Source organism: Paractinoplanes toevensis, from assembly GCF_018332695.1.
Taxonomy (GTDB): Bacteria; Actinomycetota; Actinomycetes; order Mycobacteriales; family Micromonosporaceae; genus Actinoplanes; species Actinoplanes toevensis.
In genome coordinates, this window is record NZ_BOQN01000164.1 from 1 (window position 1) to 15,556 (window position 15,556).

11 protein-coding genes and 3 pseudogenes are annotated in these 15,556 nt (G+C 68.1%); 10 read left to right on the forward strand and 4 right to left on the reverse strand.

Annotated features, from left to right (window positions below):
- Positions 1-296: 296 nt before the first annotated feature.
- Positions 297-575: pseudogene (locus tag Ato02nite_RS48380) on the forward strand (short chain dehydrogenase); the annotation flags it as partial.
- Positions 576-714: 139 nt separating this feature from the next.
- Here the strand turns inward: Ato02nite_RS48380 and Ato02nite_RS48385 are convergent.
- Both Ato02nite_RS48385 and Ato02nite_RS48390 read right to left on the reverse strand, forming a co-directional pair.
- The gene (locus Ato02nite_RS48385) at positions 715-1,881 is read right to left on the reverse strand and encodes a hypothetical protein (protein ID WP_213013502.1); all 1,167 of its coding nucleotides are present in this window, start codon (positions 1,879-1,881) and stop codon (positions 715-717) included.
- Positions 1,881-2,399 carry a SigE family RNA polymerase sigma factor gene (locus Ato02nite_RS48390; protein ID WP_213013503.1) on the reverse strand — a complete coding sequence of 173 codons (519 nt, stop codon included), beginning with the start codon at positions 2,397-2,399 and terminating at the stop codon, positions 1,881-1,883. Before Ato02nite_RS48390 ends, Ato02nite_RS48385 begins: the two co-directional genes overlap by 1 nt.
- 176 nt (positions 2,400-2,575) lie before the next feature.
- Between Ato02nite_RS48390 and Ato02nite_RS48395 the strand changes: the two genes are divergently transcribed.
- Complete coding sequence (locus tag Ato02nite_RS48395) at positions 2,576-2,986, forward strand: pyridoxamine 5'-phosphate oxidase family protein (RefSeq protein WP_213013504.1); 411 nt, start codon at positions 2,576-2,578, stop codon at positions 2,984-2,986.
- A 54-nt stretch (positions 2,987-3,040) separates the two neighbouring features.
- Positions 3,041-3,268, forward strand: coding sequence for a hypothetical protein (locus Ato02nite_RS48400; protein ID WP_213013505.1), 228 nt, complete (start codon positions 3,041-3,043; stop codon positions 3,266-3,268).
- Positions 3,269-3,927: 659 nt separating this feature from the next.
- Here Ato02nite_RS48400 and Ato02nite_RS48405 read toward each other — a convergent pair.
- Positions 3,928-5,088 (reverse strand): amidohydrolase family protein, encoded by a 1,161-nt coding sequence (locus Ato02nite_RS48405; protein ID WP_213013506.1) that lies wholly within the window; start codon positions 5,086-5,088, stop codon positions 3,928-3,930.
- A 297-nt stretch (positions 5,089-5,385) separates the two neighbouring features.
- Between Ato02nite_RS48405 and Ato02nite_RS48410 the strand changes: the two genes are divergently transcribed.
- Together Ato02nite_RS48410 and Ato02nite_RS48415 are read left to right on the forward strand one after the other, a co-directional pair.
- On the forward strand, positions 5,386-5,952 hold the full coding sequence (locus Ato02nite_RS48410) for a hypothetical protein (protein ID WP_213013507.1): 567 nt from the start codon (positions 5,386-5,388) through the stop codon (positions 5,950-5,952).
- Positions 5,900-8,125, forward strand: a complete 2,226-nt coding sequence (locus Ato02nite_RS48415) for an MMPL family transporter (protein ID WP_246608200.1) — start codon at positions 5,900-5,902, stop codon at positions 8,123-8,125. Before Ato02nite_RS48410 ends, Ato02nite_RS48415 begins: the two co-directional genes overlap by 53 nt.
- A 112-nt stretch (positions 8,126-8,237) precedes the next feature.
- Here Ato02nite_RS48415 and Ato02nite_RS48420 read toward each other — a convergent pair.
- Positions 8,238-8,374, reverse strand: a pseudogene (locus Ato02nite_RS48420) (transposase); the annotation flags it as partial.
- A gap of 168 nt (positions 8,375-8,542) precedes the next feature.
- Here Ato02nite_RS48420 and Ato02nite_RS48425 point away from each other — a divergent pair.
- The 5 genes and pseudogenes from Ato02nite_RS48425 to Ato02nite_RS48445 all read left to right on the forward strand — a co-directional run bounded on the left by Ato02nite_RS48425 (position 8,543) and on the right by Ato02nite_RS48445 (position 15,521).
- Positions 8,543-9,226, forward strand: coding sequence for a response regulator transcription factor (locus tag Ato02nite_RS48425; RefSeq protein ID WP_213013512.1), 684 nt, complete (start codon positions 8,543-8,545; stop codon positions 9,224-9,226).
- A 68-nt stretch (positions 9,227-9,294) separates the two neighbouring features.
- Complete coding sequence (locus Ato02nite_RS48430; protein WP_246608201.1) at positions 9,295-10,671, forward strand: HAMP domain-containing sensor histidine kinase; 1,377 nt, start codon at positions 9,295-9,297, stop codon at positions 10,669-10,671.
- Between the two features lie 123 nt (positions 10,672-10,794).
- Positions 10,795-11,004, forward strand: a pseudogene (locus tag Ato02nite_RS52360) (peptidylprolyl isomerase); the annotation flags it as partial.
- A gap of 126 nt (positions 11,005-11,130) precedes the next feature.
- Entirely contained in the window at positions 11,131-12,435 is a 1,305-nt protein-coding gene (locus tag Ato02nite_RS48440) for a CE1 family esterase (RefSeq protein WP_246608202.1), read from the forward strand.
- A 392-nt stretch (positions 12,436-12,827) separates the two neighbouring features.
- Complete coding sequence (locus tag Ato02nite_RS48445; RefSeq protein WP_213013510.1) at positions 12,828-15,521, forward strand: RICIN domain-containing protein; 2,694 nt, start codon at positions 12,828-12,830, stop codon at positions 15,519-15,521.
- The last annotated feature ends 35 nt before the right edge of the window (positions 15,522-15,556 follow it).

Genomic DNA, 15,556 nt, shown 5'->3' on the forward strand with positions numbered 1-15,556 from the left:
GAAGATCAACCAAACCGACTCCACGGAACCCGGGGAAGATCAAAGTTGTCCACGCACAGGTCGACGGCGCCGCGGAGCGCATTGAATGACGGCCCTTTCGACGTCGTTCAGGAAAACCAGAGTTCCTCGTGCAGCCGCGGCAATCTGGCCGGCGTCAGCCAATCCCGCCCGGTTGCTGTCATCTGCGGCGAGGATCTCCTCGACGATGCGGGCCTGCGACCAGTACGCCCACCGCGGCCCGTCCGCATCGGCGGGAGGCGCTCTGGTGTGTCCGTGCCGGCACCGGTAGCCCGGTCGCCAAGGGCGGCATCGTCGCACTCACCCTGGCCACCGCGCGCGGCTGCGCCCGCTACGGGGTGCGGGCCAACGCGATCTGCCCGCGCGCCCGCACCGCGATGACCGGGTCGCTGATGGGCGCGCCACCGGACGGCCCCGATCCGCTCTCCCCCGCTCGCGTCGCCCCGCTGGTCACCTATCTGGCCGGGCCGGCCGGTGAGCGGATCACCGGCGAGGTCTTCGTGGCGCACGGCGACGTGGTCGCGCTGCTCGGCCCGCCCACCGTCCGGGCCGCCTTTCCAGGCCCCGGGTGACGGTGGAACCGAGGGCGTCGGCCGGCAGCGGCCGCTCGCCAGCGCGCAGGGCCACGACGGCGGGTGTGCCGTCTTTCGAGGGCGCGCCCGCCGATCTGGTGGCTGAGCGGTCAGCCGGCCCCGGCTACTTTCGGTCGGCGCAGTTCCAGGTGATCACGCCCTTGCTGACCGTGTGGCCGTCCTTGTCCGAGGTGAGGCGGTTGCCGGCGGCCAGGCCGGGGTCGGATAGGAAACCGGCGAAGGGCGGTTCGTCGTCTCCGGCGACATGTTCGAGCTTCAGCGCCGGAGCGTCCGGGCGCTCGATCGTGTCGTCGGCCAGGACCCATCCTTGAGCGTTGATGCCGTGCGCCGGAGTGTGCAGCTTGAGGTCGGTGAACTGGCCGGTCCGGGTGTTCCATCGGACCGCCGTGCCGGAGGGCCACACGTTGCCGGTCACCCATTCACCGCGGGCCGCACTGACCGACATCTGCTGCCCGTCCGGCGTGACGAACTTGCTGGCGGTGCCGGTCTGGGTCCAGAGGTAGGAGGTCAGCGTCTGGCCGTCGGCGGTGACCACCGCGCCGATGATCCGGCCGTCGTCGGAAAGCCCGTTGATCATGGCGTGGGCCGGCAGCGGCAGCTTGGCGGCGGTCGTCGAACCGGCCTTCCAGAGCAGGACGCCGCGCTGGTCGTCGGCGGCTGCGATGTCGCCGGCCGCGTTCACGTACACCCCCTGGTTGAACGACCACCGCCCGGCCGGCGTGGTCAGCTTCTGCGGTGTCCCGGCCACGTAGCGCAACACGGTGTCGAACGTCTTGCCGTTACCGGCCACCGCCGCCACCACCCCGGCCGTGTTCACCCCCGACGGGATCACCGACCGGTAGGAGCCGAGAAGCCGCTGCGGGCGACCGTCGACCCACAGGACCGGCTGGGCGGCCGGCAGCCCGTCGACCTTGCCGGTCTTCCGGTTGGTGCCCGCCTCCTCGGTGGTGTTGAACCCGGTGATGTACCGGCCGGCCGGGTCGATCCCACTCACCAGCACGTCGTTCATCCCGGCCGGGACGGGTAACCCCGTCACCGCGCATGTGGTGCTCCGGGGTGCGGCGGGGGCCACGTCCGGCGTACCCCTGGCCCCGAAAACCACCGACGGCACCGCGACCAGCGCGCCCACCGCGAGCACCGCCCCGGCCACCGCACGCGCCGTCCGGCGCCGACCGGCGCGGCGGCCGGCCATGAGCACCGTTTCCGTGTCCAGCCGCGACGGCGGTACGTGCACCGCGCCCAGTCGCTCCCGCAGGTCCTGTTCCGTCATCACGCCAGCCCACCCATCTTGATCCGCTGTTCCCCGCCCAGTACCTCGCGCAGCGCGGCGAGCCCCCGCGAGCACTGGCTCTTCACGTTCCCGGCCGAGCAGTTCAGAGCCGCCGCGGTCGCCTCGACCGACAGATCGTCGAAGTAGCGCAGAACGATCACGGCCCGCTGCCCCTTCGGCAGGCCGCGTAACGCGGCCATCAGCTCGTCCCGGTCACCGATCGACTGCTCCGGACGAGCGCTGGTCGTCGTCCGGTCCGGTACGTCCCCGAGCCGGACCCGCGACCAGGGCAGTCTTCGTTCGTCCAGGTAACGCCGCACCAGAACCCGATGCGCGAAGCCGTCGATGTTGTTTATGTCCGAGGCTTTCTTCCAGTTCACGTACAGCGCCGTGAGGGTGGCCTGCACGATGTCATCAGCCCGGTGCGCGTCGCCACACAGCAGATAGGCCGTCCGGTGCAGTCGGGCCAGCCGCCCCCGCACGAACTCCTCATACTCGCGTTCAAGCTCCGCGCGCATCCCACTCCTCCCGACGAACGCCGTCATCCTGTCTGTCGGCGGCAACGTCGCGAAAGGTTGCAATGCTCGGCGACATCTTCGAGGCCGTCTCCGCGGCTGATGAGGTGCCTCGCGCGCCGGCCCTGATGGTCAGCGTGCTCGCTTCCTCGACCACCTGCTGACATAGGCTGAAGCGCATGCTTCGCGACGACGATCTCGCCCTGCTGAACCGCCCCCTGTACGCCTTCCTCACCGTCGCCCCGCGCGGCGACCGCTGGCCGGCCCCGCGACCGGTGTGGTTCGGCGTGAGCGCCGAGGGCAACCTGGAGATGTTTTCCGACCCCGGCGCCCCCAAGGTCGATCGTCTGCGCGAGCAGCCCCGCGCCTCCGTAGTAGTCGCCGCCCCCACCGGCGAGCGCGAACACTGGGTCGCCGTCGAGGGCCCGGTCACCCTGCACGACGACGGCGCCGACCTGGCAGCCCGGCTCGCCGACCGCTACTACGACATGACTGACCCCGCCCACCAGAAACTCCTCGCCGAGTGGCAGGCCAGCGGCATGGTCCGCATCGTCCTGCACCCCGAGAAGGTCAACCGCTTTGCCGCATGATGCCGGCCGCCTGTGACGCCGCGTCATTCGCCCGCAGAGCTGTAACGCCGAGCGATGACAGGTTGGACGGCGGTCGCGATCTTCTTCGTCGCGCGACTGGACATGACGGGCCACAATGCTCCGCACGTGCCGTACCAGCGGAGAGGCGTCATGACCCGTTGGACAGTGCAGCGATATGACTTCGACAATGCCAGCGACCAAGCCGGTGACCACCACGACGCCCTCGGGCGGCCGCTGAACGCGCAGACCCGGCAGTTCATCGGCGGTAGTTTGGGTACATGAACACTCGCTTCCAGCGGGTGTTCTGGAGTCAGGTGTCGGAGTCCCCCTCCGGGCACAGTTGATCATGGCTTGACCTGCGAGTTCTTTGTGGGCGTCCCGACTTTGCTCTCGTGTTTGTCGAGCTCAGAGACGTGGGGGTTCGAGTCCCTCTCTGACACTGCTATTCGGCACGATTCCTCCAGAGGGGTTGTGTCCATGGATTCGGACACCGTTCGACGTCGCTCCGCGCTGTCGTGACCGGGTCGAGCATCCGGGCCGGCGAACTCGTGCTTGTCGGAGTCGCCCCCGCACGGAGGTATCGCACCGACACGGGCGACACTGCCATCGATCGGTGGCACGCCGAGGGCCTTGTGGCCAGTTCCCGGCCCGCCTCGGTCATCGTCGGCAACACCGGCTCGAGCCCTCTCGCACCGGCGGGAAGGCTCGGTACCGCAGCAGCACTGGGTTCGCTTTTCGCCGCCGATGGCAATGCAGTGCTCGCCACCAACGGCGTCCAGGCGTGACCAGGCGATGGCGTGGTGGTTGTCGGGGAGACGTGGGCGGGGCGAGGGTCTGCCAGGGATCCGCAGCAGGCCCTCGTGAACCGCGCTGTCGATGACCGAGCGGGTCGGCGCGCTGGGGATCTCAGGAGAGTCGCTACTGCTGCCGATGCCGGCGCGTCACTTCACGGGTACTTTCATCTTGAACAGTTTCTCCGCGTTTCGGAACGCAATCTTTTCCTTGTCTTCGCGTGGCAGATCGACTCCGCGGAACCAGTCGGTCTGCTCCTTTATGTCCGCGAACGGATAGTCGGTTGCGAACATCACTCGATCCACGCTTATGTGCTTCAGCAGGAGAGTGAGTAGATGGGTCTGGGGGAATGCGCTGGTGGTGATCCAGAAGTTGTCCTGGAAGTATTGCGCGAAGGGCTTCTTGAGCGAGCTTTCGGTCGGCTCGCCCATGTCATTGACGATCCGCTCGTAGTAGAAGGGAAGACCTTCGCCCATGTGGCCGATGATGATCTTCAGTTTGGGGAATCTGTCGAAGACCCCGTACGTGATCATCCGAATGCACTGGGTCAGCACCTCCTGGTGCCAGCCATATCCGGATCCACTGAAAATGTAGGGTTGGAACTCTTTCGTGTACTGAGACCGCGTGGTGTCGTAAAGGATCTTGAAGATCTCGTCAGCTGGATAGCCGGGGTGCAGGTAGATCGGCACATCGAGAGCAACGGCACGTGCCAACACCGGCTCGAAATCGGGATGATCGAGATACTTCTTCGTGATGTGTCCGTTGGTCAGTGCGCCCAAGAAGCCATCTTCCTTAACCGAGCGTTCCAGTTCGTCCGCCGCCGCCTCCGGGCTCTGCAAGGGCAGGGTGGCGAAAGCCTTGAAGCGGCCCGGATGTTTGGCGATCGGCCCTTCTACAAGTAGCCGGTTGAGACGATAGGCAAAGTCGACGCCCTTCTTCCCAGGGACATTTTGTACGGACGGTGTATGGGCAGAGAGGATTTGAACGTTGAGTCCCCCCGTGTCCATGTCGTCGATGCGGCGTTGTCCTAGATCCGCAAGACCAATCTCCGTAAGGAACGCGATATGATCCGCATTGATGGAGTTCAGCTTCAACAACTCGGGAGTTGAAAATGTCTCCTCCGCGCCGATTAAGGGCAGGTCCCGGTCTCGCTGGTAGATGTCCGCGGTACTGTCCGCGTTCTGGTCCGGAGCCTTTTTCGGAGTCTTGTCGTCGCTCACTGCCGAGGCGATGGCATGCGTGGACACGCCGGCGCCGATACCGAGTGCCGTGGCTGCGGCCAGGAAGCTACGGCGTCCCATGGAGTTCATGTCAGTCTCTCTTCCGGTGTTTGTGTGGTGCGGTGTCCGTGCGGCATCCGTCTGCGAGATGCGTCAGATCGAGCCTTCGTCGCCCAGGTCTCCACCCGAGCCGTGCCCCCACGACGACCTCGGCGCCCGGTCCCGCTGAAGCGGTGCCGGCCGGGACCAGGGGTTTCCGCGTCCTGCCCGGGGTCGAGGAACAGTTCGCCCGCGTGCGTGCTGTGCGGGCCGGCCGGGGCGTGCCCCGGATTGTTGCGGGGGTGCGACCCACAGGCGGCGACCGGGTACGCCGTCGCCAGAGCCACGGTGGACGCTCCGAATCTGGATAGACCGGGCGGCGCTTTCCCTGACGGCGCTGCATCCACTGTCATCACCAGCTTCCTGCCGACGGATCACCTCGCCTGTCTGACGCCGAATTCGTACCTGGTGAATCTGAGACGAACGTTAGAAATGCTCAGGTCGGTCGTCCGGGCCGGCCGCTCCGGCGCATGCGTCCGCGTGTTGGACTTCTACGCCTGCCCGACCGCGCGAGTACGGGCCGTTGCGTTCTCGCTCTGCGAATTGGTCGCGGCGCGCCTGCTGCGGCCCACTCGGGACCACATCGCCCTGATGCTGTCCGACCCGGACGTCGTGACTGCGGCTACCCGGTCGGCGGACCTGCTGCGGAAGGTGCGCGCGCTCCTGCTGAGCCTCGTCGACCACGCGGCTGCGCCCGCGTCGACCGCACGGGTCAACACCGTCACCGCCCGCACGGACCGGTCGACGTCGACGTCTTTCTCATCCGACCCAACGGCTGTCAACCGGTCTGAGCAGCACATTAATGATCGTCTCAGATTCACTCGGTACGAAGTCGGCGTCGGACAAGCGATGTAACGCTGGCGTAGGAGGAAAGATGGCAGTCAACGTAGCGCCTACCAAGGAAACGCCGCCCGGCCGGTTGGCGAGCCGGTGGGTACCGTGGCTGGTGATCGGCTTGTGGGTGGCGCTGGCGGCGGTCATGGTGCCGCTGAGCGGGAAGCTGAGCTCGGTAACCAAAGACAGGGCCGTGGACGCCCTGCCCGCCAGTGCCGACTCCACCAAGGTGGCGGCGCTGGAGGACAAGCTTCCCGGTGGTGAGGAAAACACGTTCGTCTTCGTGTACCACCGTGCCGGCGGTGTCACCGCCGACGACCGTGCGGCGGTCGAGCATCATTACAACACCTTGGCCACGCGGTACCCGCCGAAGGTGACGCCGCCGGCTGGTGAGAACGACGAGGGCCCGCCGACGCAAATCTCCAACGACGGCAAGGCGATAATGTTCACCCTCAACGTGAGCACGAGCTACGGCGAACCGGCGGTCCTCATCGGCCCGATGCGTGACACCGCGAAGGACCGCCCCGCCGGCCTGGACCTCGACGTGACCGGCCCGGCAGGGATCGACGCCGATATGGACGCTGTCTTCGACGGCATCGACGTGCAGGTCTTCCTTACCACCGTCATCGTCGTCACCATCCTGCTCATCCTCACCTACCGCAGCCCGGTGTTGTGGTTCATCCCGCTGGTGGCGGTGGGTGTGGCCGCGCTGACCTCGATGGCGACCGTCTACCTGCTCGTCAAGGGCTTCGGCCTCGTGATCAACAGCCAGAACTCGGCGCTGCTGACGATTCTGGTGTTCGGCGTCGGCACGGACTACGCGCTGTTGCTCATCGCCCGATATCGGGAGGCACTGCACCAGCACGAAAACGTCCGAGTCGCGATGCTCCACGCACTACGCGGCGCGGCGCCGGCCATCGTCGCATCTGCGGCCACTGTCATCGCCGGCCTGCTCTGCCTGCTCGCCGCGGACCTGAACGAAACCCGCGGGCTGGGCCCGATCGGTGCGGCCGGCATCCTGTGCGCCCTGGTGGCCATGCTGACCCTGTTCCCGGCGGTGCTCGTGGTGCTCGGCCGGCGGATCTTCTGGCCAGCCATCCCCCGGTTCGGCACGGCCATGCAGCAGAAGCCAGGGCTGTGGGGACGCCTCGGCGCCGCCATCAGCCGCCGCCGGTGGGTGGCGACGCTCGCTTCGCTGGGAGTCCTCGGCGTGCTCACCGTCGGGCTGACGGGCGACACCAGCATCCTGCGGGAGGAGGACCAGTTCCTGTCCACGCCGGAATCGGTCACCGGCTTCACCGTTCTGCGCGAGCACTTCCCGGAGCTCGGGGGCCAGCCGATGACGGTCTTCACGCGGGCGGCGTACCAGAAGCAGGTTCTCGACGTCGTCAAGCACACCCCCGGCGTGGCACAGGTCGAAACGGGTGAGACCAAGGGGGGCTGGGTCGACATCTCCGTGTTCCCGAAGGACGCGCCGGACACCACCGCGGAGTACGACACGATCAGGCGGGTGCGCTCCGCCGTGCGCACGGTGGACGGGGCGGAAGCGATCGTTGGCGGGCCGAGCGCAGAGCACCTCGACACCGACGTGACCACCAGGCGCGATCAGAAGGTGGTGATCCCGCTGGTACTCGCCGTCGTCCTGATCATCCTCGGGCTGCTGCTGCGCGCAATCGTGGCCCCGCTGATGCTGATGGCCACCGTGATCGTCTCCTTCGCCGCAGCCTTCGGCGGCAGCGTGTTCATCTTCGACACGATCCTCGGGTTCAAGGGCATCGACTACTCGGTGCCTCTGCTGGCCTTCATGTTCCTAGTGGCGCTCGGCGTCGACTACAACATCTTCCTGACCCACCGGGCCCGGGAAGAGACCGTGCGCCTTGGCACCAGAGACGGCATCCTCAAGGCACTCTCCGCCACCGGCGGCGTCATCACCTCGGCCGGCCTGGTCCTGGCGGCCACGTTCGCGGTCCTCGTCTCACTTCCGCTGGTGATGCTGGTCGAGCTCGGATTCCTGGTCGCCTTCGGTGTGCTGCTCGACGCCCTGCTGGTGCGGTCGGTCCTGGTGCCCGCCCTCACCCTGCTGATCGGCCGCCGGACCTGGTGGCCCAGCCGGCTGTCCCGGCCAGCGGCGGAGACGCCGCCGACAGGGCGGCACTCGCTCGCCGACGACCAGGAGCCCGTACTGCAACGGTGAACGCGCCGGCACGGACGAGATCCGGGACGGGTAGCCAGCCCGTCCCGCGTCTTCTCCCGTGCCCGGCGCGGGTCTTCCTCAGTCCGTAACAGACGTAGTAGGCCAGCGCGCCGGTCCAGGCCGCGGGCAGATACAACTGCCGGTCGATCAACGCGAGTCCCCGCATCGAGCGGCAGGCCAGAAAGACGCCGAGCTGGCAGTTCTCGATCCGCCCGCGGCCCCGGAATACTGCCGGGCCACCCCGGCGGGGTGCATCCCGTCTGGTGACAGGTCGCCGGCCTGCTCGGCTAAGGTCCAGCCGTCGTCGTGCATCCGTGAGCACGGCAAAGCGGCAGCGTCTTTAATACTGACCTCAGGTTGATCAGGGAGGATGAGCGTCGAAGGCATCGGTTAGAGGGGTGGGCCGGCGTGCGGATCATGATCGCGGATGACGAGGCGGCCATCCGGGAGTCGCTGGAGCGGGTGCTCCAGGTCGAGGGGTATGACACCAGCACCGTCGCCAACGGTCTCGCCGTGCTCGACGGGGTCGCCGGGACCGGCGGTGACACGCTGGATCTGCTGATCCTGGACGTGATGATGCCCCGTCTCGGCGGGTTGGAGACCTGCCGGCGGTTGCGGGCGGCGGGCCGGGATCTGCCGGTGTTGATGCTGACCGCCCGGGATCAGGTCTCCGACCGGGTCGCGGGGCTGGACGCGGGTGCGGACGACTATCTGCCCAAGCCGTTCGCCACCGAGGAGTTGCTGGCCCGGGTGCGGGCCCTGCTGCGCCGGCGCGCGCCGGCCGGCGGGGAGTCGCCGGTCCTGTCGTTCGCCGACGTGCGGCTCGATCCCGACCGGTTCGAGGCGTGGCGGGACGGGCGGCCGCTGCGCCTGACCCGGACCGAGTTCTCCCTCCTGGAGGTCCTGGTGCGCAACGCGACCCGGGTGCTGAGCCGCGACGCGCTGTTCGAGGCGATCTGGGGTTTCGACATGAGCACCACCGCCAACAACCTTCAGGTGTACGTGAGCTATCTGCGCCGCAAGATGGAGGCTGAGGGTGAGCCGCGATTGATCTACACGTTGCGCGGCCTGGGATACACGTTGCGGGAGACTCCTCCGTGAGCAGGTCCGGGGGCCGGGGGCCGCGTCGGTGGATCCGGTGGTGGCGCCGGCAGTCCTTGCGGACCAGGATGACGGTGATCGCGGCGACCGCCATCGCGGTCAGCGTGTTCGTGTCCTTCCAGGTGGCCAGCGAGCTGATGGACCGCAAGCTACGGGCCACCGCCGCGGATCAGCTGCACGCCGACTCCCGTGTCCTGGCAGCCAACACGGAGCGCGCCGGTCTGGCGCAGGTCCCGCTGCCGCCGTACCCGGGATCCGGCAGGCTGATGCGGGTCATCCTGCCCGACGGTTCGACCCGGACGCCGGTCGGCCAGCCGGCGCTGCCCCCGGTCAGCGAGGACGCCCGGCGCGTGGCGCAAGGCGCGGCTACCGACCTGCTGGAGTCGACCGACTGGAACGACGGCTACCGCGTCTACACGCTGCGGGTGGGCGACGGCGCGGTTCAGGTGGCCGACCTTGCCGACGACAGCCCGATCAACGAGTTCGGGTTCGGCATGCTGTTGATCGGGCTGTTCTGCGTGGCCGGTGGCGCCCTGGTCGGGCGGGCCGTGGCCCGGACCGGGCTGGCACCGATCGACCGGCTGACCGCCGCCGCGGTACATGTCGCGCAGACCCGGGATCTCGACGCCGACATCCCGGACGAGGGCGGCGGGGAGATCCGGCGGCTGACCCAGTCGATCAACGACATGCTCGCCGCGCTCCGGGACTCCCGGCAGGCCCAGCGGCTGCTCGCCGAGGACGCCGCTCACGAGCTCAAGACCCCGCTCACCAGCCTGCGCCTCAACGTCGAGCTGCTGATCCGGCTCGATCGGCGCGGCACCCTGGACAGCGCACTGCCGGCGGAGAGCCGGACCCGGCTGCTCCACGATCTCGGCGCCCAGCTGGCCGAGCTGAGCACCCTCGCCGCCGAGCTGACCGAGGTGGCCCGCGGCGATGTCAGCGACGAGAGCACCGAGCTGATCGACCTCGCCGACGTGGTGGTGGCCGCCGCGACCCGGGCGCGTTCCCGCATGCCCGACATCGAGGTCACGCTCGACGTAACCTCCGTGTGGGTGAGCGGACGTCCCGCCGCGCTGCAGCGGGCTGTGCTCAACCTCATCGACAACGCCGGCAAGTGGTCTCCCGCGGACCAGCCGATCCAGGTCCGGCTCCGCGCCGAGGGTGAGTCGGCGGTGCTCGAGGTCGACGACGCCGGGCCGGGCATCGACGCCGCCGACGTACCGCGGGTGTTCGACCGGTTCTACCGTGCCGGCAGCGCCCGGGCGATGCCGGGATCCGGTCTGGGTCTGTCGATCGTGCAGCGGGTCGTCGACGCCCACGGCGGCCGGGCCGGCGTCGCCCGCTCCGCACGCGGTGGCGCGCTGCTTCAGGTCGACCTTCCGGCCGCCTCCCCGCCCAACGCGAGCGAGTGGTTGACCGCCGGGGAGGACACCGCGGTGCGCTGATGCGCCCCTGGAGTGCGGAGGGCGCGGCCGCCGACCGGCCGCGGAGGTCGGCGCCGGTGTCCTGCGGGTCGCTGCCGGCCTGCCCGGGACGCCGCACGAGATTGTGCTGCCGGGTGCTCCGGCACTATCGACACCGACCTCGGCGCGATCACTGCCACGGTGGATCTGACCAAGACGCCTTGCACCGTTGAGGCCATCGCCTATCTGGCAAGCAAGAGGTTCTGGGACAACACCAAGTGCCATCGGCTGGTCACCAAGGGAATCAAGGTGCTCCAATGCGGCGATCCGACAGCCACCGGCAAGGGCTGGCGTGAAAGCGACGGTTCCGGCGGTGCGGTCCCGAACTCTTGGCCGACGGCACTAGACATCGATGATTGTCGTTGACATGAGACGTATGATGTTCGCACAACGGGGTTGGTGGGACCCCCATCGCGCACTAATCCAGGACTGGAGTATCTCGTGCTTCGTGCCGAACCCCCTTCTCGGCGCAAGGGACTGCTCACCACCGTCGCCGCCGGACTTCTGGTCGTCGGCCTGGCTGTGACCGGCATCAACGTGGCGTCGGCAGGCGCTTCCCCCTTGGCCGCAAATGCCCTAGCGCCCACCGCCGGATGCGGCAAGGCCCCCGGGCTGAGCAGTGGCAACCACACCATCCAGAGCGGCGGCAAGAACCGCAGCTTCATCCTCCGGCTTCCGGACACCTACGACAACAACTATCCGCACCGGTTGGCCTTCGGGTTCCACTGGTTGGGTGGCACCGCCAGCCAGGTCGCGACGGGCGGGACCGACGGACAGCCCTGGGCCTACTACGGCATGCTCTCCCAGTCGAACAACACCACCATCTTCGTCGCCCCGCAGGGCATCAACAACGGCTGGGCCAACTCCGGTGGCGAGGACGTGACGTTCACCGACGACATGATCCGCCTGATCGACAACGCGCTCTGTGTCGACACGACCCAGCGCTTCTCCGTCGGCTTCAGCTACGGCGGCGCGATGAGCTACTCGCTGGCGTGTTCCCGGCCGAATGTGTTCCGCGCGGTCGCGGCGATCGCAGCCCCGGGGACGATCAGCGGATGCAGCGGCGGCACCGCGCCGGTGGCGTATATGGGCATCCACGGGATCAATGACAACATCCAGAATGGCCGGGCCCTGCGCGACAGGTTCGTCCGGAACAACGGCTGCACCGCCCAGAACGCCCCCGAGCCGGCGCCCGGCAGCCGCACCCACATCATCACCACCTACTCGGGGTGCCGCGCCGGGTACCCGGTCGTCTGGGCGCCGTTCGACGGCGGCCACCAGCAGGGTCCGGTGGACGGGTGCGCCGGCTGTGAGAGTGGCGCGCGGAGCTGGGTCAAGCAGGAGGTGTGGAAGTTCTTCAGCCAGTTCGCGAGCACCTCGTCGCCCAGTCCCTCGTCGCCCGGCCCGAGCCCCTCGAGTCCGGCGAGCGGACCGTGCCGGGTCAGTGCGGCCATCACCCCTTGGAACACCGGCCTGACCGAGAGCCTCACCATCACCAACACCGGAAACGCCCCGATCAACGGCTGGTCCCTGGCGTTCACCCTGCCCGGCGGCCAGAGCATCACCTCAGGATGGAGCGCCACGTACTCGCCGGCGTCCGGTCAGGTGACCGCCCGGAACGTGAACTACAACGCCACCCTCGCCCCGAATGCGCCGGTGGTCATCGGATTCCAGGCCAACCACACCGGCAACACCGCCGCCCCGACCGCATTCACGCTCAACGGCGCGGCGTGCACCGTTGCCTGACCGGCGGAAGAGGGGCATCGACATGAAACACGCCTTCGACGTGTCACGCGGCTGGATGCCGCAGAGGCGAATCGGTTCGCTGCTCGGTCGGCGCCGCGTCGATGGGCCAGCGACACGCAATGCCTGAGCGCGCTGCCTAACACTCCGGAAAGATCGTCATCATCGGCGGCTATTCGGAGCCTGCGAGGCGTCAGGAGCAGGACGTAACCGTCTTGAAACCTTGACCTGACGCTCGATGATTCCATTGATATATATCTATGTATCCGGGCCGTAGCCGCCCTTCTGGGTGGTCGGCGACGCCGGCAGATTTGTCGAAACGGTTCGCGGATCGGCCGTGAGGCTGTGCCCTAACCGGTGTTGCGGAGCTGGCGGATGAGTCACAGGAGGTTGGCATGCATCGTTCGAACGCCCGCCGGCGCGGTTGGTTGCCGACAGCGGCTGGAGGGCTGGCCGCAACCGTGGTCCTCGGTGGCCTGACCCTGGCCATCGACGGGCCGGCCCTGGCCGCGCCGAGCGCTATGAGGGCCGTGGCGGCCTCCGGTGTCGACGGTGTGGCGGCCGGGAACGCTGCGGTCGCCTCGGTCGACCTGGCCGGGACGTGGAGTTTCACGCCGGCGGGTCGAGGGGCGACCTCGATCACCGTGCCTGGCGGCGGCTGGTACAAGCAGGGCTTCACGGACGTGAACGAGGCGGTGTACTCGCGCAGCATCACCGTGCCTGACTCGGGTCAGCCGCAGTCGACGTGGATCGAGTTCGGGGCGGTCAATCACCAGGCGACGCTCTCGGTCGACGGCCGCGTGGTCGCCACCCAGACGACGGCGTTCACGCCGTCGAATTTCGACGTCAGCGCCTACGCGGCCCCCGGCAGCACCCACACGGTCAGCGTCGCTGTGAAGGGCCGCGGCGCGTTGAAGGCATCCAACGGCCGGTACCTGGTGCCCGATGCCGCCACGTGGTCCGAGGCGGTCCCCCAGGGGATCTTCGGGTCCGCTTTCCTGCGGGTGTACCCGGCGGTGTACGTCAGCGACACATTCGTGCGTACGTCGGTGGCGAACAAGACGCTGACCTACGACGTGTCGGTGCGTAACACGTCGGGCAGTTCCCGGTCGGTGACGTTGACCGGGTCGCTGTCGTCCACCAACGGAACGGCTTTCAACTACCCGGAACTGCCCAGCCGTACGGTCACCGTGGCAGCCCACTCGACCGCGACCGTGACCGTCGGGCCGGTCGCGTGGAACCTCGACAGCACCTCGTACTGGTGGCCCAACGTGCCGTACCGGTCGGGGTACCGGGCGCAGCTACACCGCCTGGCGGTACACGCCACGGCCGACGACGGCCGCACCAGCGACGCCGAGTACCGGTTCGGGTTCCGGGAGGCCACCCAGAACGGTGACTACTACTACCTCAACGGCGTGCGCGTGAACTTCCGCGGCGACAACCTCCAGGGTGCCGACTACGACCGGATCAACAACGGCGGCAAGGGCGACGCCTACCACACCCTGCCCGGCTTCCTGCCCCCGTCGTCCGGCAACGGCGGCTGGCCGCAGGCGGTGGACAACTACCAGCGGCTGAACTACAACGTGCTGCGCATCCACCAGGAGCCCGCGAGCCCGTACATGTTGGATGTCGCCGACGAGATGGGCCTGATGATCATCGACGAGGTCGCGATTCGCGGCTCCCAATCCTCGCAGGAGTGGAAGGAATCCGTCGGGCACGACAACATGGTCAACCACGCCCGTGCGCTGGTCCTGCGCGACCGCAACCACCCCGCGATCATCCGCTGGAGTCAGAACAACGAGCCGAACCAGAGCGGCCAGGATTCCGAACAGTTCGAAAAGGAGCTGTATGCGGCGATGAACGGCGCCGACGGCACCCGGCCGGTCATTGTCGAGGTGGGCGTCGGCAACAATGTCAGCCTGTATCCCGGGATGACGTACGCCAACTTCGCGGTGATCCCGCACTACGTCGACGGCTTCGGCAGGTACGGGGAGGGCCTGGTCACCGTGAATGGGCGGCCCGACGGCGAGGGCGAGTTCATCTGGCCGGCATGCAACAACAAGCAGGGCTTCGAGTGGTTCGCCACGGCAACGCTGGCCAAGCGCGGCAAGGGCGCCACCGACCTGCGTCCGTACACGCTGCTGTCCGCCTGGGCCAGCGTCGTGCCCGGCGTGCGGTCCACCGACTTCACCCCGGAGGAGGGCGGTCACCCGATCTACGGCGCGGACAACCTGCCCGACCCGTGGAGCAACCCGCAGATCCAGCGCGTACAGGCGGCATTCAACCCGGTGGCCGCGGTCGACCTCCCCTACTGGTCCGCCTCCGGCGCCTCGGACTCCAACGGCACCTTCCCGCTGCCCCAGGCCGTGCCCAACTACGCCCGGAACGCCACGGTCACCCGCAACATCACCGTCTTCAACGACGACCTCACCGACACTTCGGTGGGCTTCACCTGGACCGCGCGGCTCGACAGCCCCACCGGCACGGTCGTCGCGTCCGGAAGCACGACCCTGACCGTCCCGCTCGGCTCGCGGGTCACCCAGCCGGTGTCCTTCACCACCCCCGCCACCGGCAACCGCGTTTACCTGCAGCTGTCGACCACGAAGTCCGGTAGCCCCGTCTTCACCGACACGGTGGAGTACTTCAACCTCAGCGGGAGCAACGGAACCGGACCCGCACCGGGCACCTACCGCATCGTCAACCGCAACAGCGGCAAGCCGCTCGCTGTCGCGGGCAACTCCACCGCGGACGGTGCCAAGGTGGTCCAGCAGAGTGGCAACGGCACCTGGACCATCGCCACGACCTCTGACGGCTCCTACACCCTCCGGTACGTCGCGAGTGGAAAGGTGCTCGACGTCAACGCCGGCAGCAGCACGGCCGGGCTGCAACTGCAGCAGTGGACGGCCAACGGCGGCGCCAACCAGATGTGGTACCTGCGGCCCACCGGCAACGGCTACTACACCATCGTCGCCCGCAGCAGCGGACTGGCAGCCGACGTCTCCGGTGCGTCGACCAGCGACGGGGCGCAGGTCGTGCAGTGGACCGCCAACGGCGGAACCAACCAGCAGTGGCAACTGAACCCCGCCTGACCGAACAACCCGGTTCTCGCCTGCTACCGCTGGCC